This is a genomic window from Nitrosovibrio tenuis (assembly GCF_900109785.1).
In the GTDB taxonomy this organism is placed as follows: Bacteria; Pseudomonadota; Gammaproteobacteria; order Burkholderiales; family Nitrosomonadaceae; genus Nitrosospira; species Nitrosospira tenuis_A.
Map to the genome: position 1 here is coordinate 125535 of NZ_FOBH01000006.1, position 22477 is coordinate 148011.

The 22477-nt window shown below is 53.6% G+C and carries 16 protein-coding genes and 1 tRNA gene; 11 read left to right on the forward strand and 6 right to left on the reverse strand.

Features of this window, described 5'->3' with window-relative positions; translation table 11 throughout:
• The first annotated feature begins 70 nt into the window (after positions 1-70).
• Positions 71-2233, forward strand: a complete 2163-nt coding sequence (locus tag BMX00_RS09395; protein WP_090828796.1) for a UvrD-helicase domain-containing protein — start codon at positions 71-73, stop codon at positions 2231-2233.
• An 18-nt stretch (positions 2234-2251) separates the two neighbouring features.
• Here BMX00_RS09395 and BMX00_RS09400 read toward each other — a convergent pair whose 3' ends face one another.
• The 4 genes from BMX00_RS09400 to BMX00_RS09420 form a co-directional block, all read right to left on the reverse strand.
• Positions 2252-2974, reverse strand: a complete 723-nt coding sequence (locus tag BMX00_RS09400) for a BPSS1780 family membrane protein (RefSeq protein ID WP_090828755.1) — start codon at positions 2972-2974, stop codon at positions 2252-2254.
• A 119-nt stretch (positions 2975-3093) separates the two neighbouring features.
• Positions 3094-4044 carry a homoserine kinase gene (locus BMX00_RS09405; RefSeq protein WP_090828756.1) on the reverse strand — a complete coding sequence of 317 codons (951 nt, stop codon included), beginning with the start codon at positions 4042-4044 and terminating at the stop codon, positions 3094-3096.
• 335 nt (positions 4045-4379) lie between these two features.
• Positions 4380-4778 carry a DUF2782 domain-containing protein gene (locus BMX00_RS09415; RefSeq protein WP_245727991.1) on the reverse strand — a complete coding sequence of 133 codons (399 nt, stop codon included), beginning with the start codon at positions 4776-4778 and terminating at the stop codon, positions 4380-4382.
• A gap of 22 nt (positions 4779-4800) precedes the next feature.
• The gene (locus BMX00_RS09420) at positions 4801-5529 is read right to left on the reverse strand and encodes an LOG family protein (RefSeq protein ID WP_090828758.1); all 729 of its coding nucleotides are present in this window, start codon (positions 5527-5529) and stop codon (positions 4801-4803) included.
• Positions 5530-5548: 19 nt separating this feature from the next.
• Between BMX00_RS09420 and polA the strand changes: the two genes are divergently transcribed.
• On the forward strand, positions 5549-8266 hold the full coding sequence (gene polA, locus BMX00_RS09425) for a DNA polymerase I (RefSeq protein WP_090828759.1): 2718 nt from the start codon (positions 5549-5551) through the stop codon (positions 8264-8266).
• Positions 8267-8408: 142 nt separating this feature from the next.
• On the opposite strand, the gene dacB is transcribed toward polA, so the two are convergent.
• Positions 8409-10013 (reverse strand): D-alanyl-D-alanine carboxypeptidase/D-alanyl-D-alanine endopeptidase, encoded by a 1605-nt coding sequence (dacB, locus tag BMX00_RS09430; protein ID WP_177171823.1) that lies wholly within the window; start codon positions 10011-10013, stop codon positions 8409-8411.
• Between the two features lie 84 nt (positions 10014-10097).
• Positions 10098-11408 carry an adenosylmethionine--8-amino-7-oxononanoate transaminase gene (gene bioA, locus BMX00_RS09435; RefSeq protein WP_090828760.1) on the reverse strand — a complete coding sequence of 437 codons (1311 nt, stop codon included), beginning with the start codon at positions 11406-11408 and terminating at the stop codon, positions 10098-10100.
• Between the two features lie 306 nt (positions 11409-11714).
• On the opposite strand from bioA, the gene groES reads away from it, so the two are divergent.
• The 9 genes from groES (at position 11715) to lon (ending at position 22036) form a co-directional block, all read left to right on the forward strand.
• On the forward strand, positions 11715-12005 hold the full coding sequence (groES, locus tag BMX00_RS09440) for a co-chaperone GroES (protein WP_090828761.1): 291 nt from the start codon (positions 11715-11717) through the stop codon (positions 12003-12005).
• A gap of 52 nt (positions 12006-12057) precedes the next feature.
• A complete protein-coding gene (groL, locus tag BMX00_RS09445) occupies positions 12058-13713 on the forward strand; it encodes a chaperonin GroEL (protein ID WP_090828762.1) in 1656 nt (551 codons plus the stop codon).
• Positions 13714-14100: 387 nt separating this feature from the next.
• Positions 14101-14949 carry a presqualene diphosphate synthase HpnD gene (gene hpnD / locus BMX00_RS09450; RefSeq protein WP_090828799.1) on the forward strand — a complete coding sequence of 283 codons (849 nt, stop codon included), beginning with the start codon at positions 14101-14103 and terminating at the stop codon, positions 14947-14949.
• A gap of 120 nt (positions 14950-15069) precedes the next feature.
• Positions 15070-15816, forward strand: a complete 747-nt coding sequence (locus tag BMX00_RS09455; protein WP_090828800.1) for a YciK family oxidoreductase — start codon at positions 15070-15072, stop codon at positions 15814-15816.
• A gap of 260 nt (positions 15817-16076) precedes the next feature.
• A tRNA-Leu gene (locus BMX00_RS09460) sits at positions 16077-16161 on the forward strand.
• Between the two features lie 96 nt (positions 16162-16257).
• Positions 16258-17562 (forward strand): trigger factor, encoded by a 1305-nt coding sequence (gene tig / locus BMX00_RS09465; RefSeq protein WP_090828763.1) that lies wholly within the window; start codon positions 16258-16260, stop codon positions 17560-17562.
• A 1-nt stretch (position 17563) separates the two neighbouring features.
• Positions 17564-18199, forward strand: a complete 636-nt coding sequence (gene clpP / locus BMX00_RS09470; protein ID WP_090828764.1) for an ATP-dependent Clp endopeptidase proteolytic subunit ClpP — start codon at positions 17564-17566, stop codon at positions 18197-18199.
• A gap of 58 nt (positions 18200-18257) precedes the next feature.
• Positions 18258-19535, forward strand: a complete 1278-nt coding sequence (clpX, locus tag BMX00_RS09475; RefSeq protein ID WP_177171824.1) for an ATP-dependent Clp protease ATP-binding subunit ClpX — start codon at positions 18258-18260, stop codon at positions 19533-19535.
• A gap of 89 nt (positions 19536-19624) precedes the next feature.
• Positions 19625-22036 (forward strand): endopeptidase La, encoded by a 2412-nt coding sequence (lon, locus tag BMX00_RS09480; protein ID WP_090828766.1) that lies wholly within the window; start codon positions 19625-19627, stop codon positions 22034-22036.
• Positions 22037-22477 lie beyond the last annotated feature (441 nt).

Here is a 22477-nt window from a genome sequence, read left to right on the forward strand (position 1 = left end):
TTTACACGCTTAGCCGCGAATGGGGATCTTTTTAGATGATCCCCCGGTAGCGGCTCCAGCGCTTTTCCCAATGTCTTCCCTATTTTCAGCCCTCAATCCCGAACAACTCGAAGCAGTCACTTTGCCGCACCAGCCGGTGTTGGTGCTGGCTGGTGCGGGCAGCGGCAAGACACGGGTGCTCACCACTCGCATTGCTCATTTAATCCAGTCCGGGCAGGTCGGTCCCCACGGTATATTGGCTGTTACATTTACCAACAAGGCTGCAAAGGAAATGCTTGTTCGCATTTCGTCCATGTTGCCGATCAATACGCATGGCATGTGGATAGGTACGTTTCATGGCCTGTGCAATCGCATGCTGCGTGCTCACTATCAGGATGCTGGATTACCGCAGTCTTTCCAGATTCTTGATTCTGCCGATCAGTTGGCGGTAACAAAACGCATTCTAAAAAGTCTGGGTGCGGATGATGAAAAATTTCCCGCGCGCCAGGTGCAATGGTTTATCAATAACGCGAAAGAAGAGGGACTCAGAGCCTCGCAAGTGGAAACTTACGATGACTTCGCGCGCAAGATGGTCGAGTTTTACCTATGTTATGAGCAGCAATGCAATAAGGAAGGCGTGGTGGATTTTGCCGAGCTGCTATTGCGCAGCTACGAATTGCTGACCCGCAATGAAATCATCCGGGAGCATTATGGCATGCGCTTCCGCCATATTCTGGTGGATGAATTCCAGGATACCAGCAGGTTGCAATACAAATGGCTGAAGCTGCTTGCCAGCAATCGCGCGGCCGTGTTCGCGGTGGGGGATGACGATCAGAGCATTTATGCATTCCGTGGTGCAAACACCGGCAATATGAAAGAGTTTGAGAGAGATTTCCGTGTATCGAAAATCATCAAGCTGGAACAAAATTATCGCTCGCACGGCAATATCCTGGATGCCGCCAACGCATTGATACGCAATAATAGTGGCCGTCTCGGAAAGAATCTCTGGACTTCGGAAGGACATGGCGAACCGATACGCGTCTATAACGCGGCTACGGATTTCGATGAAGCTGCCTTTATCGTGGAAGAGGTGAAATCGCTGCATGCGGAAGGCGTGCCATTGTCCCAGATGGCGCTGCTTTATCGCTCCAACGCACAGTCGCGGGTACTCGAGCACGCCTTATTCAATGCTTCGCTGGCTTATCGGGTATACGGCGGCATGCGATTCTTTGAACGGCAGGAAATTAAGCATGCACTGGCATATTTACGGTTGATAGCCAATCCGGACGACGATAATGCGCTACTCCGAGTCGTCAATTTTCCCACGCGCGGTATTGGCCTGCGCGGTTTGGAACAGCTGCAGGATGAGGCCGAGCGCCAGGGGAGCAGCCTGTGGTCTGCAATGCTCGGAACAGGCAAGGGACCGGATAGGCAAAAAAAAGGAATTCCAGGCTTTGTCGCACTGATCGATGCGATGCGTGGGGCTTGTGAGCGCTTACCGCTTCCGGAAATTGTCGAGCACATGCTGGAGCATAGCGGATTAACGGCACATTATCGCGCCGAGCGCGAGGGCGCCGACCGCCTGGAGAACCTGAACGAATTGATCAATGCGGCAGCCAGCTTCGTGCATGAAGCGGAAGACGATACCCTCGTGGCATTTCTTGGTCACGCATCGCTGGAAGCGGGCGAACATCAGGCTGGCGGGGGGCAGGATGCGCTGCAGTTGATGACTGTACATTCGGCCAAGGGGTTGGAGTTCCACAGCGTCTTTCTGAGCGGCTTGGAAGAAGGTCTCTTTCCTCATGATAACAGTCGTAACGAGGCGGGGGGGTTGGAAGAGGAGCGGCGCCTGATGTACGTTGCATTGACGCGGGCGCGCCGGCGGTTATATTTGAGTTTTGCTCAAAGTAGAATGCTGCACGGGCAGACCCGATACAACGTTCCGTCGCGCTTCCTGCAGGAAATCCCTGATCGCTTGCTCAAAAGCCTCCAACCGGTTCAAAAGACAGTGAGCCGGAATCAGCAACGAAGCGACTCGAATACTGAACTTGCGCGCGGGATGCCAGCGCGGGGACCTGAAGGTGACTCCGCCCCGGGTTGGCGGATAGGGCAGAATGTGATCCATGCGAAGTTCGGGGCGGGCGTGATTATCAATTGCGAAGGTCGTGGTGCGGATGCTCGCGTTGAGGTGCGATTCGGCCGGGCTGGCACGAAATGGCTATTGCTGGAATATGCCAAACTGATCCCGGTCTGACGGGATGCGACCAATCTTTCATGCTGCTTCAGGACTGTCGCCGAAGATATCCTTGTAGCTTGCGTAAATCGAAGCGAACAGGGTCGGCACCAGCACGAATAACCCCAGACCATAGGGTATGGTTGCGATTATGGTCAGTACTACCAGGATAAAGCCGTATATCTGAAACGCGACGATATTTTTAACGCACGCAAAGAAGCTTAGCCGCATTGACTCAATGGCGGGCAGGTTCTTGAATATGACGAGCAGAGGCGCGAACCAGGCAGCCATCATTAACGGAATCGAAAGTGTCAGCGCAACCAGCAGAGCAGATAAACTGCTGCTCATGACTTCCTGCAACTCGTTCTCGTCAACCCGCCTTCCGTCGATCAGTAGATCTCTCATCGTTTCTCCACCGATCAGCATGGCCACACCGAAGATCAACACTTGTCCTACCAGGTAGATTCCGCCGACCGTTATAAGCGGCGTGGCGGTGTTGCGAAAGCCCGCAAGCAAATGAGCGACTTCGAGTTCTCCGCCTTGATCCAGAGTTCTGCATCCCAACATCAACCCCGCTAAAAATACCGGGGAGAGCAGGGTGAAAATAAATTGCCCAGCCACGGGAATAAGCGCCAGTGTCGCGGCGATGAGCAGCAAAGTGGTGCATAGTATGATCCATACCACTGGAACTCTGCGGAACAGAAGAAATCCGGTTACTATCCACTGCCAACCGTGTTTTCCATCGACTTGCCTGACTTCCATTCTCCATATCTCCGATGCTTGCAATCCCTGCTCCAACCCTTGATTCCCGCGCAATGCGCGATGCTTGAAGAACCTCTGAACAAGTCCCACGCGGGCGCGAGAACTTGTTCGGAGGTTCCTTAAACCCAGACTTTCCCAAGTTGGGAGTGAGACGCCGCATGATTTTTCAATATATGCATGAAGTGGGTAGGATCCTTGACATGCGTAAGCTCTCCCATACGAGGCAAATGATAATCATGCAGTCGCGATAACCAGAAGCGTAGCGCGGCGGCCCGCAGCATTACCGGCCAGGCACTGCGTTCGGCATCAATAAGCGGGCGGGTGCGATGGTACGCTTGGAGCAAGGATGACGTTCGCTCTGCGTCCAGTTCTGCATTTTTATCCAGGCACCAGTCATTGGCGGTGATGGCGAGATCGTACAGCAAGACATCATCGCAGGCAAAATAGAAGTCTATGACACCCCCCAAGGCGCCGTTATTGAACAGGACATTGTCACGAAACAGATCGGCATGGATCACTCCGCGCGGCAACTCCTCGAGGCGATATGACGACTGGAAACGTAGCTCTTCCCTGAGCACGGCCGCTTCCTCCATCGTCAAATATGGCATAACCGCCAGCGCGGCAGCTTTCCACCATTTCGGCCCGCGCAAGTTCTCCATTTTTTCGGGATAGGAAAAGCCACACAGGTGCATATTCGCCAGAAGGTCGCCCACTTCGGCGCATTGCAAGAGCCCCGGATGTTCCTGCGATTTGCCGGGCAGGCAGGTGACGATGCTTGCCGGCTTACCGTTGAGTTCACCGAGGAATTTATTGTCGAGATCGGCCACAGGGCTGGGGCAGGGAATGCCGTGGCGCGACAAATGGGCCATCAGGTTAAGGTAGTAAGGCAATTCGGAAGAGGTGAGTTTCTCAAACAGCGTCAGGACATATTTGCCGTGGCTGGTCGTCACGAAATAATTCGTATTTTCGATGCCCGAAGAGATGCCCTGCAGATCGATCAGCGTGCCGAGCGAATATTTTTTTAGCCAAACGGAAAGCTGATGTGGAGTAACGGTAGTAAAGACTGACATGAGGATGAGAGAAAGACAGAAGAAGCAGTATAAGCCGGGGATTTTACGAAATATATTATGCGGTGCGCTGGCAGGCGACCTGCCCGCTAAGTTCGCAATAACCAAGTCGGCAATAAGCTTGACAACAAAGCCAACAGCAAAGGGGCTAACGACTTATAACTTCGGGACAGGAAAACCCGCACGAGCAACGACACAGGCTGAGTTGCTTTTACGATTCTCCTGTGCCAGGGAGGCGCAACGCATCAGGTATCTGACTTCACCAAGCGGACTTCACCAAGCGCCGGCTGAACTTGTTCAGGGCTGCTCCTAAATAGTCTTACCGCCTTTCGAAAAAATTAAAACTGGCGTATCACCCACATCGGGGGCCGAATATGCTGGTCAAGACCGCCACTACCCGTTGCAAATGTACCGTCCCCATAATTATCGATCAGATAATACGGCAGACCTATCCTCGGAATGATCTTGATCATGTAGAGCCGGCCATTGATGCGATACTCTTCGACCTTGTCCTCTCCGCGCCTGGTGATTGTAATCTGCGGTTCAAGTGAAGCATCCTCCTGATCGGTGCCAGGCGCAGGCAGCGCGAGTTCCGGCGGTTCCGGCACTTCCGGCAGAGGCCGTAAATCCTTGGGCTGATTGGACTGCGCTGACGCCGGCAGTGCAAAGCTCAACAACAATGCAACGACTACTCGACGCATGGCGCCTCCCGGCAGGGTCAGGGATTGATATTCCATTCTATCCGAAAAAGGGCCGGGATTACAGATTGAGCTGCACCTCCCGTTCTGCTGGTGAAGGTTCGAAGCCGCGGGTTTCGTAGTATCGGAATATTGCATTGACCACCTCACCGGGTTCATCAATTACCTGGATTAAATCCATATCTTCCGGAGAAAGCATGCCCTCAGCCACCAGGGATTGCTGAAGCCAATCGAGCATGCCCCGCCAGAATTCCGAACGGACCAGAATAATCGGCATTTTTCTGGTTTTGCCCGTCTGGACCAACGTAAGCGCCTCCATGAGTTCGTCCAGCGTTCCAAAACCACCCGGTAATACCACGTATGCGGTAGCGAACTTGACAAACATATACTTGCGCGCAAAAAAGTGGCGGAAGGTCTGGCTGATGTCTTGATAAATATTGCGGTGTTGTTCATGGGGGAGTTGGATATTCAGACCGACACTGGGCGATGTGCCAAAATAGGCACCCTTGTTGGCCGCTTCCATGATGCCCGGTCCGCCGCCGGAGATTACCGAGAAACCGGCATCCGACAATTGACGGGCGATCTGTTCGGTTAATTTATAGTAGGGATGTTCGGGAGAGGTACGTGCGCTGCCGAAAATGCTGACAGCCGGCCTGATCGAATTCAGACGTTCCGTCCCTTCCACAAATTCTGCCATAATTCCGAACACACGCCATGACTCACGCGCGGACCAGGTTTTTTCCAGAAAATCAGATGTCAGAGTACGGGCTAATTTCTCTTGCGAGTTCATCGAAAGCCTTTGGAGTTAAATGAAAACTTTGCTGTTGGTCGACGGCTCATCTTACCTGTATCGTGCTTTTCACGCGCTGCCTGATTTACGTAACCGCAGCAACGAGCCGACCGGAGCGATTTACGGCGTTCTCAATATGCTGCGCCGTTTGCATAAGGATTATCACGCTGATTATAGCGCGTGCGTATTTGATGCAAAAGGCAAGACCTTCCGCGACGACTTGTTCCCCCAATACAAGGCACACCGGCCGCCCATGCCCGACGATCTCGCGGCGCAAATCACGCCGCTGTTTGAATGCATCAGTGCGATGGGATGGCCGATGCTGATCGTGGAAGGGGTGGAGGCGGACGACGTGATCGGTACGCTGGCTAAACAGGCGGAGCCCGAAAATATCCGCTGCATCATTTCCACCGGCGACAAGGATATTGCGCAACTGGTGAATTCGCGCGTGACACTGGTCAATACGATGACTAACGAGATTCTTGATGAAGCCGGCGTAGTAGCCAGGTTCGGCGTGACGCCGGCGCGCATGCTCGATTATCTGGCATTGGTGGGTGATGCGACCGACAACATCCCCGGTGTAGAAAAGGTCGGTCCCAAGACAGCGGTGAAATGGCTTGCCCAGTATGGCACTCTGGATAATCTCATCGCCCATGCCGACGAAATTGGCGGTGTAGTGGGGGTAAATTTGCGCAACGCGCTCGGTTGGTTGAGCAAGTCACCTGAACTCCTCGCCATCAAGTGCGACGTCCCTCTCCCGGTCGGCTTGCACGACCTTGGGCTGCAACCACAAAACACGGCAAAATTGGCAGAGTTATACGAGCGGCTGGATTTTAAAACCTGGCTGCGAGAACTGGGGCAGCAATCGGGCACGAGCGAACAAGGCGGATCTGTTGCCGCTCCCGGATATCGGAAAAGCCCGGATGTGGTACAGGCAGACTATCAGACAATTCTCACCCAATCCCAACTGGAAGAATGGATAATTTGTCTCAATACCGCGCCGGTGGTTTCGCTTGACACCGAGACCACGTCGCTGGATCCGATGCGGGCGCAACTTATCGGTATTTCCTTTTCCATAGAACCCCACCGCGCCGCCTACGTGCCCCTGGGGCACCGCTATGCCGGCGCGCCGCCGCAACTGCCCATCGATTTTGTGCTTAACAAGCTTAAACCCTGGTTGCAGGATCCAGCCAGGCTCAAATTGGGGCAGAACCTCAAGTACGACAAGCATGTTTTTGCCAATCATGGCATTACCTTGAACGGTATCGTTCATGACACCCTGCTGCAGTCTTATGTGCTTGAACCCCATCGTTCGCACGATATGGACAACCTGGCGTTGCGGCACCTCGATGTCGGAACCATCAGTTATGATGACGTCACCGGCAAGGGCGCAAGCCGTATAAGTTTTGATCAGGTGGACATTGAGCGGGCAACGCAATATGCCGCGGAGGATGCCGATATCACGCTCCGATTGCATCAGCATCTTTACCCGCAAATTGCGTGCGATAGCAAGCTTGATCATGTTTATCGCGTCCTCGAAATGCCGGTGATGGAAATACTGTTCGAAATGGAGCGCGACGGTGTACTGCTGGACTTGAAGTTGCTTGAAGCGCAAAGCCGCGAACTGGCCGAGAAAATGCTGGTGCTGGAGGATCGTGCGTGTATGATTGCCGGGCAGCCATTCAATCTGAATTCCACGAAACAAATTCAGGAGGTGCTGTTCAACCAGCTCAAGCTCCCCGTCTTGAAAAAGACGCCGGGCGGCACGGCATCCACGGATGAAGACGTGCTACAGCGTCTGGCCCCGGATTATCCACTGGCAAAAGCGCTGCTCGATTATCGCGGTCTTGCCAAGCTGAAATCCACTTATACGGATAAGCTTCCACGCATGGTGGATGCCGCAACCGGGAGGGTGCACACCAATTATGCGCAGGCCGTGGCCGTGACGGGCCGGCTCGCCAGCAACGAACCCAATTTGCAAAACATTCCGGTACGCACCGCCGAAGGCCGCCGTATTCGCGAAGCTTTTATCGCATCGCCCGGTCACAGTATCGTCTCGGCCGATTACTCACAAATCGAGTTGCGCATCATGGCCCATATTTCCCTCGATTCTGGCTTGCTGAGAGCATTCGGGGCGGGTGAGGACATCCATCGTGCCACCGCCGCGGAGATATTCGGCATTTTACCGGAGGCGGTAAGCAACGAGCAGCGCCGCTATGCCAAAATCATCAATTTCGGGTTGATCTATGGGATGTCTGAATTCGGACTCGCGTCGCAACTCGGCATCGAACGCGCTGCTGCCAGAACTTATATGGACCGTTATTTCGCCCGTTATCCCGGGGTGGCGGACTACATGCAGCGCACGAGGGAAACAGCCAGGCAAACAGGCTTTGTCGAAACCGTTTTCGGGCGCAGATTATGGCTGCCGGAGATCAACAGTTCCAACGCCAACCGCCGGCAAGCGTCGGAACGGGCTGCAATTAATGCGCCCATGCAGGGCACCGCGGCAGATATCATCAAGCTCGCCATGATTGCAGTGCATGGTTGGCTGGAGCGCGAAAATCTGCTCAGCAAAGTTATCATGCAGGTGCACGACGAGTTGGTATTGGAAGTGCCGGATCATGAAATTGAAAAGATGAAAAACGAGTTACCGTCGCTCATGGGCGCAGTCACCGAGCTTGAGGTACCGTTGCTGGTGGAAATGGGCATAGGACCGAATTGGGAAAGAGCGCATTGAGTTCAACACTTGACGGACTAATAAACCTCAAATTCATAGCCAAAATTCATATCTCGGGCTTGAGCTTTTCGGCTGACTGCGCGATAGGCCCTGGCTTGAGATCCTTGGTTCGAGGCCCTTTGTTCGAGGCCCTGTCCCAGACCTAGCTCCGCTTATCCGGAAATTCATACACCCAATCAACCAGCCCATCCATTGCGGACTGAGCATTTCCTGATTTTGGATGGTTGATCAAAAACACGATCACCACGCGCCTACCCGATCTATCGAGCATATAACCTGCCATGGTTCGCACGCCGTCCAGCAACCCGGTCTTGATGTGGGCCTGGCCTGCAGTGGCGCTGCCGTTAAGCCTTTTTTTCATGGTGCCATCCACTGCCGCGATGGGCAGAGAAGAAATGAACTCTGGCATGACAGGACTTTGAAAGGCTGCGAGTAAAAGTTGCCCCAGATGACGGGCACTGATGCGCTCGTTCCTTGATAACCCCGAGCCGTTTTCGATGATCAGTTCAGGGAAACTGAGCCGTTTCGATGTCAGCCATCGCCGGATTGCAAAGTCCGACTTCGCGAGGGTCGCAGGCGGTACTCCAGGTACTCCATAATCTTTTTCCGCACTGCCCCGTGTATTGCCGGCTGATCCGCTTGTCATCCCGCTTGTCACCCCCGTGGTCATGGCAGTGGCACCATTTGCGCCGCTGGCGGCCAGCCCCAATGCCAGGTAGAGTTGCCGTGCGGCGGCATTGTTACTGAATTTATTGATATCGCGAACAATGTCGGCAAGTGGAGGCGATTGATGGATCTCAACTGGAAGCAATCCTTCCGGCACTGTGCCGCTTATTGCCCTGCCCCGGAATGTCCCACCCTGTTCTTGCCATAATTGCCTGAAGAGACTCAGGATGTAATAAGCGTTATCGTGAATACTGAGAAACAACGTTTTTTCGCCGCAATGGGTCGAATAATTGCCGTCAAAAATAATTGATACGCGGCTATTATCCTGGGGGTCAATGCGAATATCGGTGGCAAGGGCATCGCGCCAATCGCTGCATGGCCCATTGCTCAGCATCAGATTGTTCTTGAGGTCCAGTAATGCAGGTAGCGGGTCCACCACGATTCGAATGGTCTTGCTTTCGGGTTGCGGAATCAGGCGTATGGCCAACGTCCGGTAATTCACTAGCAGTGCTTCCGGAAGCACGTTGTAGGCGCGATGGGGTTTGCCGTCGAAGTCAGCCGGGTGTGCGTTGGGTAGATCGAAATGGCTGTTATCCAGCATCAGGTCCCCGGCAATTTCGCGCAAGCCGGTCTGGCGCAGGCGCCGCGTGAGCAGCCAGAAATTTTCGAGGTTCAGCTTGGGATCACCGTAGCCCTTGATTATGAGGTTCCCCTGAAGGGTATCGCCATTTCGAAGACCATCTGCGTATAACTCGGTTTTCCAGGTATAAGCCGGTCCTAGCAGTTCCAGTCCCGCAAACGTCGTGACCAGTTTCATGACCGATGCGGGATTCATCGCTACCCCCGCATTGAGCTGTAGCAGCGGCTGCGTTGCGCTGATTTCATGAACATACACACCCACTGCGGACTCCGGAATGCCCGCTTGCTTGAGCGCCTGGCGAACTGGAGCTGGCAGGTTATGGGAAAACGCGGGCGCTGCCTGGACCAAAAACGTGAGAACAACCGCGAAATATGAAACCGCGTATGGGATGAAGTGGGGAACAGGCGTAAGCAGCGGCCCGAGGCATTTGCACCAAATCATGCTAGAGCTCGACCAGTGCAATTTGCCACAGCGCCCGGTATTCGCCAGTACAACCGCACGAATTGCGGTGCTCGTCATCTGCCTTTAGCATGACTCCAATACCCGCAACGTCCCTGAGACGAGCAGATCCATTTGCGGCTGATCAATGATGTAGGGGGGCATGAAATAGACGGTGTTGCCCAATGGGCGCAACGACAATTCCTGTTTAAGCGCCGCCTGTGAGAATTTTCCGACAAAAGCAGGATCGGAGGTTTCCACGTCAAATGCCCAGATCATGCCGCAGTTACGAAAGTTTTTCACCTTGGGATGGGATGCGATCGGACGCGCTGCATGGTTGAGATAGCTTGCCTTCACGCGATTGGCGTCAATGATATGTTCTTGCTCAAAAATATCCAGCACCGCCAGCGCGGCGCGGCAGGCAAGTGCATTCCCTGCATGGGTATGAGAATGCAGGAAACCGCGGGCGACGTTGTCATCATAAAATGCCTCATAAACTTTTTCGGTAGTCATCACGACGGATAAGGGCAAATAGCCCCCGCTCAAACCCTTTCCGAGGCACATAATATCCGCTGCAATACCGGCCTGCTCGCATGCAAACAGGGTTCCGGTTCTGCCAAAACCGACAGCGATTTCATCGGCGATGAGATGGACCTGGTACTTATCGCAAATCTCCCGTGCGCGCTTGAGATAATCGGGGTGATACATGCCCATACCCGCCGCGCCCTGCACGAGCGGTTCGACAATGAATGCCGCTGTTTGGGCATGATGTTCTGCCAGATAGGCTTCAAGCGTTGCGGCCGCCCGCAGCGCATGATCCCGAGGGAATTCGCCTTCGGATGCATAACGCCAGTCGGGGGTGCTGACGTGCGCGCTTTGACGCAGCAGCGGCGCATAGGCATCCGCGAACAGTGCAACATCAGTGACCGACAGGGCGCCCAGCGTTTCCCCATGGTAGCCATTCTGCACGCTGACAAAAACACTTTTTTCAGGATGACCGCTGTTGCGCCAGTAATGAAAGCTCATCTTTAAGGCTATTTCCACTGCGGAGGCGCCATCGCTGCTGTAAAAGCAATGGCCGAGTTTTCCCGGGACGAGCTTGCTCAGGCGCTCGGATAATTCCACCACCGGCTCATGCGTAAAACCGGCCAGCATAACGTGTTCCATTGTATCGAGCTGGCTGCGGATGGCAGCATTGATACGGCTGTTACCATGACCGAACAGATTCACCCACCAGGAACCAACGGCGTCGAGGTAGCGTTTCCCGTCATGGCCGTAAAGCCAAACACCTTCAGCCCGGGCGAGTGCGATCAGCGGCAGCGTTTCATGCTGCTTCATCTGAGTGCATGGATGCCAGACCGCCTTCCGGCTGCGTTCAGGTAAAGCGTTATCAGTCATTATTGAATGAGGCTGTGTGGGTCAGGGATGAGTTGAATGAAGTCAGGTATAAACACTTGACTTGATTATTGCAAACCGGGACGCTGATCGTGAATTCTACTACTCGATTTCGATTCCAAAGCTGCGTTCCAACAAGTATTTAGTTCTCACGCACTTGAAATTCCCGGCAGCAGCCCCTATTATTAGCACTCGTTAGCGGTGAGTGCTAACAGAACAGAATGAGAATGGAATTATTTCCGGGAATCTGGCCAGCGTCAGTTTCCTCACGTCTTCATTACCTTAATTTTTTCAACAGGAGAAAGAAACATGCAGATTCGTCCCTTACACGACCGCGTTATTGTCAGGCGGCTGGAAGAAGAACGCAAGACCGCATCCGGTATCGTCATTCCTGACAGTGCTGCGGAGAAGCCCGATCAAGGCGAGATTGTCGCTGTGGGCAAAGGCAAGGTCGGCGACGATGGCAAAGTCCGCCCGCTGGAAGTGAAAGTCGGCGATAAGGTGCTGTTCGGCAAATATTCCGGCCAAACGGTGAAGGTATCCGGAGAAGAACTTCTCGTGATGCGCGAAGAAGACATCATGGGTGTCGTTGAAGGTTAATTTGCGAGCGACGGCCTTACACAACATTTCTGAAAATTAGGAGAAAGAGATTATGGCAGCGAAAGAAGTTAAATTCGGAGATTCCGCCCGTCACAAAATGGTCAATGGGGTAAATATCCTTGCTGATGCGGTTAAGGTCACCCTGGGACCGAAGGGTCGTAACGTAGTGCTGGAGCGTTCTTACGGCGCCCCTACCATTACCAAGGATGGTGTTTCTGTCGCTAAAGAAATCGAACTGAAAGACAAGTTCGAGAATATGGGTGCGCAGATGGTTAAGGAAGTGGCAAGCAAGACTTCGGATGTAGCGGGCGACGGGACCACCACCGCTACCGTGCTGGCTCAGGCTATCATCAAGGAAGGCATGAAGTATGTTGCAGCCGGAATGAATCCAATGGACCTCAAGCGCGGCATCGATAAAGCCGTTACCACAACGGTTGAAGAGCTCAAGAAGCTTTCTAAACCCTGTACGACCGGGAAAGAGATCGCACAGGTAGGCAGCATTTCCGCCAATTCGGACCCGGAGATTGGAAAAATCATCGCTGATGCCATGGAAAAAGTGGGTAAGGAAGGGGTCATTACGGTTGAAGATGGTTCGGGGTTGCAAAATGAACTCGAAGTAGTCGAGGGGATGCAATTCGATCGCGGCTACCTGTCCCCCTATTTCATAAACAACCCCGACAGGCAAATCGCGTTGCTGGAAAATCCCTTTATCCTTCTGCATGACAAGAAAATTTCGAATATCAGGGAATTGCTCCCCGTGCTGGAACAGGTCGCCAAGGCTGGCAAGCCGCTGCTGATTATTGCTGAAGATGTGGATGGCGAGGCGCTTGCGACCCTTGTGGTAAACAATATCCGCGGCATTCTCAAGACCTGCGCCGTCAAAGCCCCGGGCTTTGGCGACCGCCGTAAAGCCATGCTCGAAGATATAGCCATTCTCACGGGCGGCACGGTAATTGCCGAGGAAGTCGGCCTGTCGCTGGAGAAAGCGACGTTGAAGGAGTTGGGTCAGGCGAAGCGCGTCGAGGTCGGCAAAGAAGAAACCACCATCATCGACGGTGCCGGCGATCCCCAGGCCATTCAAGGCAGGGTGAAGCAGATTCGTGCTCAGATAGAAGAAGCCACCAGCGACTACGACAAAGAGAAATTACAGGAGCGCGTGGCCAAGTTGGCCGGCGGAGTAGCGTTGATTAAAGTGGGCGCGGCCACGGAAGTAGAAATGAAAGAGAAAAAAGCCCGCGTTGAGGACGCCCTGCACGCAACCCGTGCGGCAGTGGAAGAAGGCATCGTTCCCGGTGGCGGCGTGGCGCTGTTGCGTACCCGTGCCGCGGTAGCCGGAATTAAGGGTGATAACACCGATCAGGATGCCGGCATCAAGATCGTCCTGCGGGCGCTGGAAGAACCCCTGCGCCAGATCGTCGCGAATTGCGGCGATGAGCCATCCGTGGTCATCAACAAGGTCTTGGAAGGCCATGGCAACTTTGGCTATAACGCCGCGACCAGCGAATATGGTGACATGGTTGAAATGGGGGTTCTCGATCCAACCAAGGTCACGCGTTATGCCTTGCAGCATGCTGCTTCGGTAGCAAGCCTGATGCTTACAACCGACGCTCTGGTGGCGGAGCTTCCGAAGGAAGAATCCGCGGGCGGAATGGGCGGCATGGGCGGCGGCATGGGTGGCATGGGCGGCATGGGCGGGATGGACATGTAAGAAGCCCTTGGCTGCTCATTCCGAATGCAGCATAAAAGCCCCGCTTCGGCGGGGTTTTTATTTGGAAAGTGTACCGGGTCGACCGAATATGTTATCTTCCCCACCCCACGCCAGACTCAAGCGCATACTGCCAGGGGCCCGGCCGGATTGAGCTGGAACTTATCTGTCAGCTGTGCTGGCCGCTCATGCCCACTCCTGCCCACTGGGATGCCCGATCGAGTAAAATCGAATGGTTGTGGCGTGATCTTCGCTTTGCCGCTGGCTACCGAAGAGGCGAGCAGGTACTCATGAAAATACCCAGTTTTATTCAGGACGGTGCGTAAAGGACCGGGCGGACCGGGCGGCACTTGGCGGCCGTATGCAACGGCAAATATCTTAAATTTTATTATGACTCCAGACGAGTATTGTCAGGAAAAAGCGATACAGAGTGGTTCCAGCTTCTATTACAGCTTTCTCTATCTGCCATTGGAGAGGCGGCGCGCTATCACCGCACTCTATGCTTTCTGCCGCGAAGTGGACGATGTGGTCGATGAATGCACCGACGCGTCGGTAGCGCGCACCAAGCTTGCATGGTGGCGCCAGGAAATCAATGCCATATTCAACAAGGCAGACGACGGGAATAAACCCAGCCACCCTGTTGCAAAGGCGTTGGCGAATATAGCAGAAACTTTTGACCTTACGGCCGAGCGGCTGAACGCGATCATAGACGGTATGGAAATGGACCTCAACTATAATCGCTACGCCGATTTCGACACCTTGCGGCGCTATTGTTATCACGTGGCAAGCGTGGTCGGATTGTGTTCCGCCGGTATATTCGGCTATCGTAATCCGCAGACCTTGAATTATGCCGAAAATCTGGGGCTCGCCTTCCAGCTTACCAACATCATACGCGATGTCGGCGAGGACGCGCGCCGTAACCGCATTTATCTGCCTCAGGATGAGCTTTCACGCTTTGGGGTCACCGAGGAAGATATCCTGCGCGCTCGCGAAAGCGACAATTTTAGGCGCCTGATGGAGTTTCAGATTGAGCGGGCGGAACACTATTATGCCGAAGCTTTCGCGGCATTGCCTGCGGAGGACCGTAAAAGCCAGCGATCGGGGATCATTATGGCCGCAATTTACCGTGCCCTGCTGACCGAGATAAAAACCGATGGTTGTCACGTTATGCGGCAGCGCGTAAGCCTCACACCATTGCGTAAGTTATGGATCGCATGGACAACCTGGATGAAGGGTTGAATAACGGCATTTTTCGTTTTACTTCCCCGCTCCCGATATTCCGACACATTGGTTACCGCGCTCCAGGGGGATTTCGCGTCTTCAATGTTACAGTCGGGCTTCTTTATCATAGATTCTCAAATGGATAATTCCAAAAACTACCACGCTCCCATGGATCTGCTCAAAAACCGTGTCATCCTTGTGACCGGCGCGGGGCAAGGCCTGGGCCGTACCGCCGCGCTGACGTATGCCTCTCACGGCGCCACCGTCATTCTGCATGGGCGCAACATCAAGAAGCTGGAAAAGGTCTACGATGAAATTGAGGCACAGGGGGGCGCACAGCCAGCGATTTTCCCGCTTGATCTGGAAAAGGCCGGAGATAACGATTTTACCGCTATCGCCGGCGCCATCAAGGAACAGTTAGGCCGGCTGGATGGGATATTGCACAACGCATCTTTGCTGCTGAATCTGTCCCCACTTGAAACCCAGACACTGGAACAATGGCTGGCGCTGCTCCGCGTCAATCTGATCGCCCCGCTTGCATTGACGCGAGCCTGCTTGCCGTTGCTGAAAGCTTCATCGGATGCCAGTGTTATCATGACGTCGGAAACACATGGTCATGAACCCTCAGCCTATTGGGGGGGATTTGCCGTGGCCAAGGCGGGCGTAGAGGTTCTGGTCAAAATACAGGCGCAGGAATGGGAAATGTTCTCAAATCTGCGCATCAATTGTGTAATACCAGGGCCCGTGAATACCCCGCAACGAAACCGGACTCATCCGGGCGAAGTTAAGCAAAGCTTGAGACAGCCGCAGGATTTGATGTCCAGTTATTTGTACCTGATGGGTCCGGATAGTAAAGCGGTGAGCGGCAAGACGATATTCTGTTAGATCACCTTCCCGGCTGTCACTCGTTCAGCCATACGCTATCCGCCTTGCTGCCTGCCCTATGGACGGCCTTTATTATATAAGCCATAAGCCGCTATGCACGGCATGACGCCCGGTACGCCCTCCTGGCAAGCTCGCGGGCTTTATCCGGAAGTCAAGAATGGAAAGTGCTCGGTATGGGGGTCCTTTGTACAGCCTGCGGTATAGGCTGCTGTCTCCAGTAGAAATAGGTATAATTGATTCGCACCAATGAAGAAAGCGGCGCGAAAGTGGCGGAATTGGTAGACGCACCAGATTTAGGTTCTGGCGCCGAAAGGTGTGGGGGTTCGAGTCCCCCCTTTCGCACCAGGGGAGTCAATAAGCCTGCGGGCGGTGTTGTAGTTCATCCCCTTGTAACCCTGGTCGCTAACGCCGCATGAATCTTATCAATAGTCAGGAAATTCAATGCAATCAAATGTGGAAGAGCTGGGTGCACTGGAGCGCCGCCTCGACGTTTCAATCCCTCAGGAAAAAATCGAAACGGAAGTGGAAAGCCGCCTGAAGCGTCTGGCGCGCACGGCAAAAATACATGGTTTTCGCCCGGGCAAGGTCCCGCTGAAAATTGTGAAGCAGCAATATGGACCGCAGGTGCGCCAGGAAGTAATAGGCGACGTGCTGAAGAAGAATTTCAGCGACGCTGTACGGGAAAAGAACCTGAGAGTTGCAGGTTATCCGCGTTTTGAACCAAAAAATATTGCGGAGAATGCCTCTCAGTTTGAATTTAGTGCGACGTTTGAGGTCTACCCCGATGTGGTTCTGGGCGACCTGGGCGCGACCGGGGTCGAGCGGCCGGTGGTCCAGGTGACTCAAACAGATGTTGACAAGACAATAGAGACCCTCCGCAAGCAGCGTGTCCAGTATGAGCCCGTGGGACGGCCTGCTGCAAAAGGCGATCGGATCAATATCGATTTCCATGGCGTCATTGATGGAGCAGAGTTTGCCGGGGGCAATGCCGAGAATTATTCGCTCGTGCTCGGTGAAGGCAGGCTTCTCAAAGACTTCGAGGAACCGCTGACCGACATGAGCATCGGGCAGAGCAAAACGTTTGAAGTTACCTTTCCGGGGGACTATCATGGTAAAGAGGCCGCCGGCAAGACCGCTACTTTTGACGTTAAACTCAACGCGGTCGAAGCGCCCAGACTGCCCGAGGTAGATGCGGAATTTGCCCGATCGCTAGGGGTTGAAGAGGGCGATATCCAACGGCTGCGCGGAGAAATTCACGCCAATCTTGAACGGGAAGTCGCCAACAGGATAAAAGCGCGAATTAAAGAACAGGTCATGCAATGCTTGCTTGACACGACTAAAAGCCAGGCGCCCAAAGCGTTGGTGGAAGTTGAACTGGAACGTTTGATGCATGACGCACGACACGACCTTGCATCACGCGGAATGAACGCGAAGAACGTGCCACTGCCCCATGATTTATTTTACGAGCGCGCGCAACGGCGCGTAAATCTTGGCCTCATTTTGGCGGAACTGGTAAAGATGCATAGTCTGCACCCCAAACCTGAACAGGTGCGCGCAATGGTGGAGGATCTTGCCCAGGGCTACGAAAATCCCGCTGAGGTGGTCAAATGGCACTATGCGGCTCCGGATCGCCTTAACGAGGCCGAGTCCCTGGCGCTGGAAGACAACGTCGTACAATGGGTATTGGAAAAGGTCAAGGTGGAAGATAAGTCCATGACCTTAGACGAATTGATGGGAAGAGCATGACATGATGCATTGGAAACAGAATAGCTTCGAGCCCAGCAGTCTAGGCCTGGTTCCCATGGTGATCGAGACCAGTGGAAGGGGCGAGCGTGCGTACGATATCTATTCCCGCTTACTCAAAGAACGGGTGATATTCCTGGTAGGTCCAGTCACTGAAGTTTCAGCCAACCTGATTGTGGCGCAACTTCTGTTTCTGGAATCGGAAAACGCGGACAAGGATATTCATTTTTATATTAATTCGCCTGGCGGCCTGGTTTCGGCGGGGATGGCGATCTACGATACCATGCAGTATATTAAACCTGATGTCAGCACGCTTTGCATAGGGCAGGCTGCGAGCATGGGATCGCTGCTGCTGGCGGCGGGCGCAAAGGGCAAGCGCTTCTGCCTGGCTAATTCGCGCGTCATGATTCATCAGCCACTGGGTGGGTTCCAGGGGCAGGCTTCGGACATCGAAATCCATGCGCGGGAAATCCTGTTTCTTAAAAAGCGTCTGAATGAGCTCCTGGCAAACCACAGCGGTCAAAGTATAGAAACCATTGAGAGAGATACCGATCGGGATAACTTCATGAGCGGGGACGAAGCAGTAAAGTATGGTTTGGTGGATGCTGTGCTAACCTCCAGAAGTGAGAGCACGGGTTGAATATGGGAGCCAGGAATCAACAACGAGCGTACCGGCTCGGATAATGCGAGATAAAACTATGTCAGAGAAAACTGGCGGCGAGAAACTGCTTTACTGTTCTTTCTGCGGCAAAAGTCAGCATGAAGTGAAGAAGCTTATTGCCGGTCCATCAGTATTTATTTGCGACGAGTGTATCGAGCTGTGCAACGACATCATCCGTGAGGAAATACAAGGGGCCGAAGCTGCGAAGCTCACCAAGTCGGATTTGCCCGTTCCGCACGAGATACGTCAAATTCTTGACCAATATGTAATCGGCCAGGAGCCGGCGAAAAAAATCCTGTCCGTTGCTGTATATAATCATTACAAGCGTCTGAGAAACCTTGCCAAAGCTGGCGACGCTGACGACATTGAACTGGCGAAAAGCAACATCCTGCTTATTGGTCCGACAGGTTCCGGCAAGACGCTGCTCGCGCAGACGCTGGCGCGACTGCTCGATGTGCCTTTCGTCATGGCCGATGCCACGACGCTTACCGAAGCAGGCTATGTCGGCGAGGATGTGGAAAACATCATCCAGAAACTGCTGCAAAAATGCAATTATGATGCGGAAAAAGCTCAGCAAGGTATTGTCTATATCGACGAAATCGACAAGATTTCCCGCAAATCGGACAATCCGTCGATAACGCGCGATGTCTCCGGTGAAGGTGTGCAGCAGGCGTTGCTGAAGCTGATCGAGGGAACTATTGCTTCAGTACCGCCGCAAGGCGGAAGAAAGCACCCCAACCAGGAATTCATGCAGGTTGACACTACCAATATCCTTTTCATTTGCGGTGGTGCATTTGACGGGCTTGACAAGATTATTAGAGCCCGCTCCGAGAAGGGAGGGATAGGGTTCAGCGCAAATGTGCAAACCCAGGAGAATCGCAAGGACTTCGGTACGTTGCTGCGTGGTGTAGAGCCGGAAGATCTGGTCAAATATGGCCTGATTCCGGAGTTCGTCGGGCGCTTGCCAGTGGTCGCGACCTTGGAAGAGTTGGGGGAAGCAGCGTTGATTCAAATTCTGACCGAACCGAAGAATGCGCTGATCAAACAGTATCAGAAGATGTTCAACATGGAAGGTGGGGTCGATCTCGAATTTCGCGAGCAGGCTCTCAAAGCGATCGCCAAGAAAGCACTCGCGCGCAAGACAGGGGCGCGAGGATTGCGCTCCATTCTGGAGAGCGCCCTGCTGGATACGATGTTCGACCTCCCTTCTCTGGAAAACGTCGCCAAAGTCGTGATCGATCACGGCTCGGTCAACGGCGACATCAAACCAATCCTGATCTATTCGGATAAGCCGAAGGTGGCCAAGAGCTTCTAGTTCCAGTTCCAGGTTGCCTGATCCCACGCCTTGAATTTTCCTGTGGCATCCCCATAACCTTTGCTTGTCTCCTTTACAGGTGAGCCGATATGCCCTCTCCAGTTAACGATCCCAATCAGATATCCCTACCGCTGTTGCCATTGAGGGATGTAGTGGTTTTCCCGCACATGGTAATTCCGCTTTTTGTCGGACGGCCAAAATCCATCAAGGCACTGGAAATTGCCATGGAGTCCGGCAAGAGCATTTTGTTAGTGGCTCAGAAATTTGCGGCCAAGGATGAGCCGGTACCGGAAGACCTCTATGGTGTCTGCAGCGTTGCGAATCTGCTGCAAATGCTCAAATTGCCCGATGGCACGGTAAAGGTGCTGGTGGAAGGCAGTCGCCGTGCGCGAATTTTAAAAGTAGTCGACGACGGCAGTTACTTTTCCGGCCAGGCTTCGCTGGTTCCTCCTGATGCCGTCGACAATCATGAGATTGAGGCAATGCGCCGTGCAACACTTGCACAATTCGACCAATATGTGAAGCTCAACAAGAAGATCCCTCCCGAAATACTGACTTCATTGACTGGAATAGATGAAGCGGGGCGCTTGGCTGACACAATCGCTGCCCATCTGCCTTTAAAGCTCGAGCAAAAGCAGGAAGTTCTGGAAATTTTTGATGTACCGAAGCGACTGGAACACCTGCTGGGGCTGCTAGAAACCGAACTTGACATACTCCAGGTGGAGAAGCGCATCCGCGGGCGTGTCAAACGCCAGATGGAAAAAAGCCAGCGCGACTACTATCTCAACGAGCAGGTGAAAGCTATCCAGAAGGAGTTGGGGGAGGGCGAGGACGGCGCGGATCTGGAAGAGATCGACAAAAAAATCAAGGCTGCGCAGATGTCCAAGGAAGGTCGCGCCAAGGCAGAATCCGAGCTTAAAAAATTGCGCATGATGTCGCCCATGTCAGCCGAGGCAACGGTCGTGCGCAATTATATTGATGCGCTGGTGGCCCTGCCATGGAAGAAAAAAAGTAAAATCAGCAAAGATCTTCATGCCGCCGAATTGGTGCTGGAGCAGGATCATTACGGTCTTGAAAAGGTCAAAGAGCGCATCGTCGAGTACCTGGCGGTGCAGCAGCGCGTGGATAAGTTGAAAGCCCCCATTCTTTGCCTGGTTGGCCCGCCGGGGGTAGGAAAGACCTCACTGGGTCAATCGATAGCTCGCGCTACCAATCGTAAATTTGTGCGCATGTCCCTGGGCGGAGTCCGCGACGAGGCCGAGATTCGCGGGCATCGCCGCACTTATATTGGTTCAATGCCCGGCAAGATCCTGCAGAACATGACTAAGGTCGGCGTCAAGAATCCATTATTCTTGCTGGACGAGGTCGATAAAATGGGTATGGATTTCCGCGGTGATCCATCATCGGCGCTGCTGGAGGTGCTCGATCCGGAGCAGAACAATTCGTTCGTGGACCATTATGTCGAGGTTGAGTACGATTTATCCGACGTCATGTTCGTCGCTACCGCAAACACACTGAACATACCTCCGGCATTGCTGGACCGTATGGAAGTGATCAGGCTGTCGGGCTATACCGAGGATGAAAAACTTAATATCGCGATACGTTATTTGCTGCCCAAGCAGATCAAAAACCATGGTTTGAAGGAAAATGAATTGACCGTGTCGGAATCGGCCTTGCGGGATATTACACGCTACTATACTCGGGAGGCCGGTGTACGCGCGATGGAACGGGAAATCTCGAAAATATGCCGCAAGGTGGTGAAAGCGTTGTTGCTGAAAAGTGATCAGAAAAAAATAGTTATCAATGGCAGGAACCTGGACAAGTATCTGGGGGTAAGACGTTATACCTATGGTGTCGCGGAAGAGAAAAACCAGGTCGGCCAGGTCACCGGTCTTGCTTGGACCGAGGTGGGTGGAGAATTGCTGACTATCGAGACGGTCGTGCTACCGGGCAAGGGGAAAACCATTACCACCGGGAAACTGGGAGAGGTGATGCAGGAATCGGTTCAGGCTGCGCTGTCGGTAGTGCGTAGCCGCTCAAGGGCATTAGGCATTGCTGACGATTTCTACCAGAAGAACGACATTCACATTCACTTGCCGGAAGGCGCGACGCCCAAGGACGGTCCCAGCGCAGGGATTGGTATTTGCATAGCAATGGTATCAGCACTGACGGGCATCGCGGCGCGAGCGGACGTGGCGATGACGGGTGAGATAACATTACGCGGCGAAGTATTGCCTATCGGCGGGCTGAAGGAAAAACTGCTGGCGGCGAATCGCGGTGGGATAAAAACGGTCCTGATTCCCGAGGACAACGTCAAGGATTTGACGGAAATTCCCGAGAACATCAAAAACCGCCTGGATATCCACCCCGTCAAATGGATAGATCAGGTACTGGAGCTGGCGTTGGAGCGTAAGCCGGAGGCGCTTCCTGTAGTTCCGCCGCCGGTACCTGCGCCTGTTGCGGTTGAGGGAGACGCATCCAATACTGTTATCAAGCACTAGGGATCGCCCCAGTATCGGTTAGGGCCCCAGCATGCGCTGGGCAGATTCGGTTTCAGGTCGGATAAGGTTGGCCTCCGAGGTTTCATACGATCATAGGTCTCATGCCATCGGTTTTTGTCATTGACCAAGTACCGTTGGTTTCATACCATTGTATGTCTGTCCACCACCATTTGCTGGGAACCGTTGGCTCCGGCTCTGGAGGGCATCGAGATCCCGGCGCTGAGTGTCGTGCGGCCGGATCTCAAGAGCTCCATTGGCTTCTGTCCAATTGAATAATTGAAGCCTGGGTGCCCATCCACCTGCTAACCCAGCCGCACCAATGATATGTACGCGATAAAATACTATAGTGGATACGTACATTCACGCGGTTTTTTTCCAGCCTGTTCTATCTGATATCATGAAAATGAGATTCAGCCTGCGGGGAATTGCAGCATGAAATCG

Bases quoted from the DNA above. Each gene is read 5' to 3' on its own strand.
- tig (WP_090828763.1), top strand. From the start codon at position 16,258: ATGCAATCAAATGTGGAAGAGCTGGGTGCACTGGAGCGCCGCCTCGAC.
- BMX00_RS09405 (WP_090828756.1), bottom strand. From the start codon at position 4,044: ATGTCAGTCTTTACTACCGTTACTCCACATCAGCTTTCCGTTTGGCTA.
- lon (WP_090828766.1), top strand. From the start codon at position 19,625: ATGCCCTCTCCAGTTAACGATCCCAATCAGATATCCCTACCGCTGTTG.
- BMX00_RS09400 (WP_090828755.1), bottom strand. From the start codon at position 2,974: ATGGAAGTCAGGCAAGTCGATGGAAAACACGGTTGGCAGTGGATAGTA.
- clpX (WP_177171824.1), top strand. From the start codon at position 18,258: ATGTCAGAGAAAACTGGCGGCGAGAAACTGCTTTACTGTTCTTTCTGC.
- BMX00_RS09395 (WP_090828796.1), top strand. From the start codon at position 71: ATGTCTTCCCTATTTTCAGCCCTCAATCCCGAACAACTCGAAGCAGTC.
- BMX00_RS09415 (WP_245727991.1), bottom strand. From the start codon at position 4,778: ATGGAATATCAATCCCTGACCCTGCCGGGAGGCGCCATGCGTCGAGTA.
- BMX00_RS09420 (WP_090828758.1), bottom strand. From the start codon at position 5,529: ATGAACTCGCAAGAGAAATTAGCCCGTACTCTGACATCTGATTTTCTG.
- clpP (WP_090828764.1), top strand. From the start codon at position 17,564: ATGATGCATTGGAAACAGAATAGCTTCGAGCCCAGCAGTCTAGGCCTG.
- BMX00_RS09455 (WP_090828800.1), top strand. From the start codon at position 15,070: ATGGATAATTCCAAAAACTACCACGCTCCCATGGATCTGCTCAAAAAC.
- polA (WP_090828759.1), top strand. From the start codon at position 5,549: ATGAAAACTTTGCTGTTGGTCGACGGCTCATCTTACCTGTATCGTGCT.
- bioA (WP_090828760.1), bottom strand. From the start codon at position 11,408: ATGACTGATAACGCTTTACCTGAACGCAGCCGGAAGGCGGTCTGGCAT.
- dacB (WP_177171823.1), bottom strand. From the start codon at position 10,013: ATGATTTGGTGCAAATGCCTCGGGCCGCTGCTTACGCCTGTTCCCCAC.
- groL (WP_090828762.1), top strand. From the start codon at position 12,058: ATGGCAGCGAAAGAAGTTAAATTCGGAGATTCCGCCCGTCACAAAATG.
- hpnD (WP_090828799.1), top strand. From the start codon at position 14,101: ATGACTCCAGACGAGTATTGTCAGGAAAAAGCGATACAGAGTGGTTCC.
- groES (WP_090828761.1), top strand. From the start codon at position 11,715: ATGCAGATTCGTCCCTTACACGACCGCGTTATTGTCAGGCGGCTGGAA.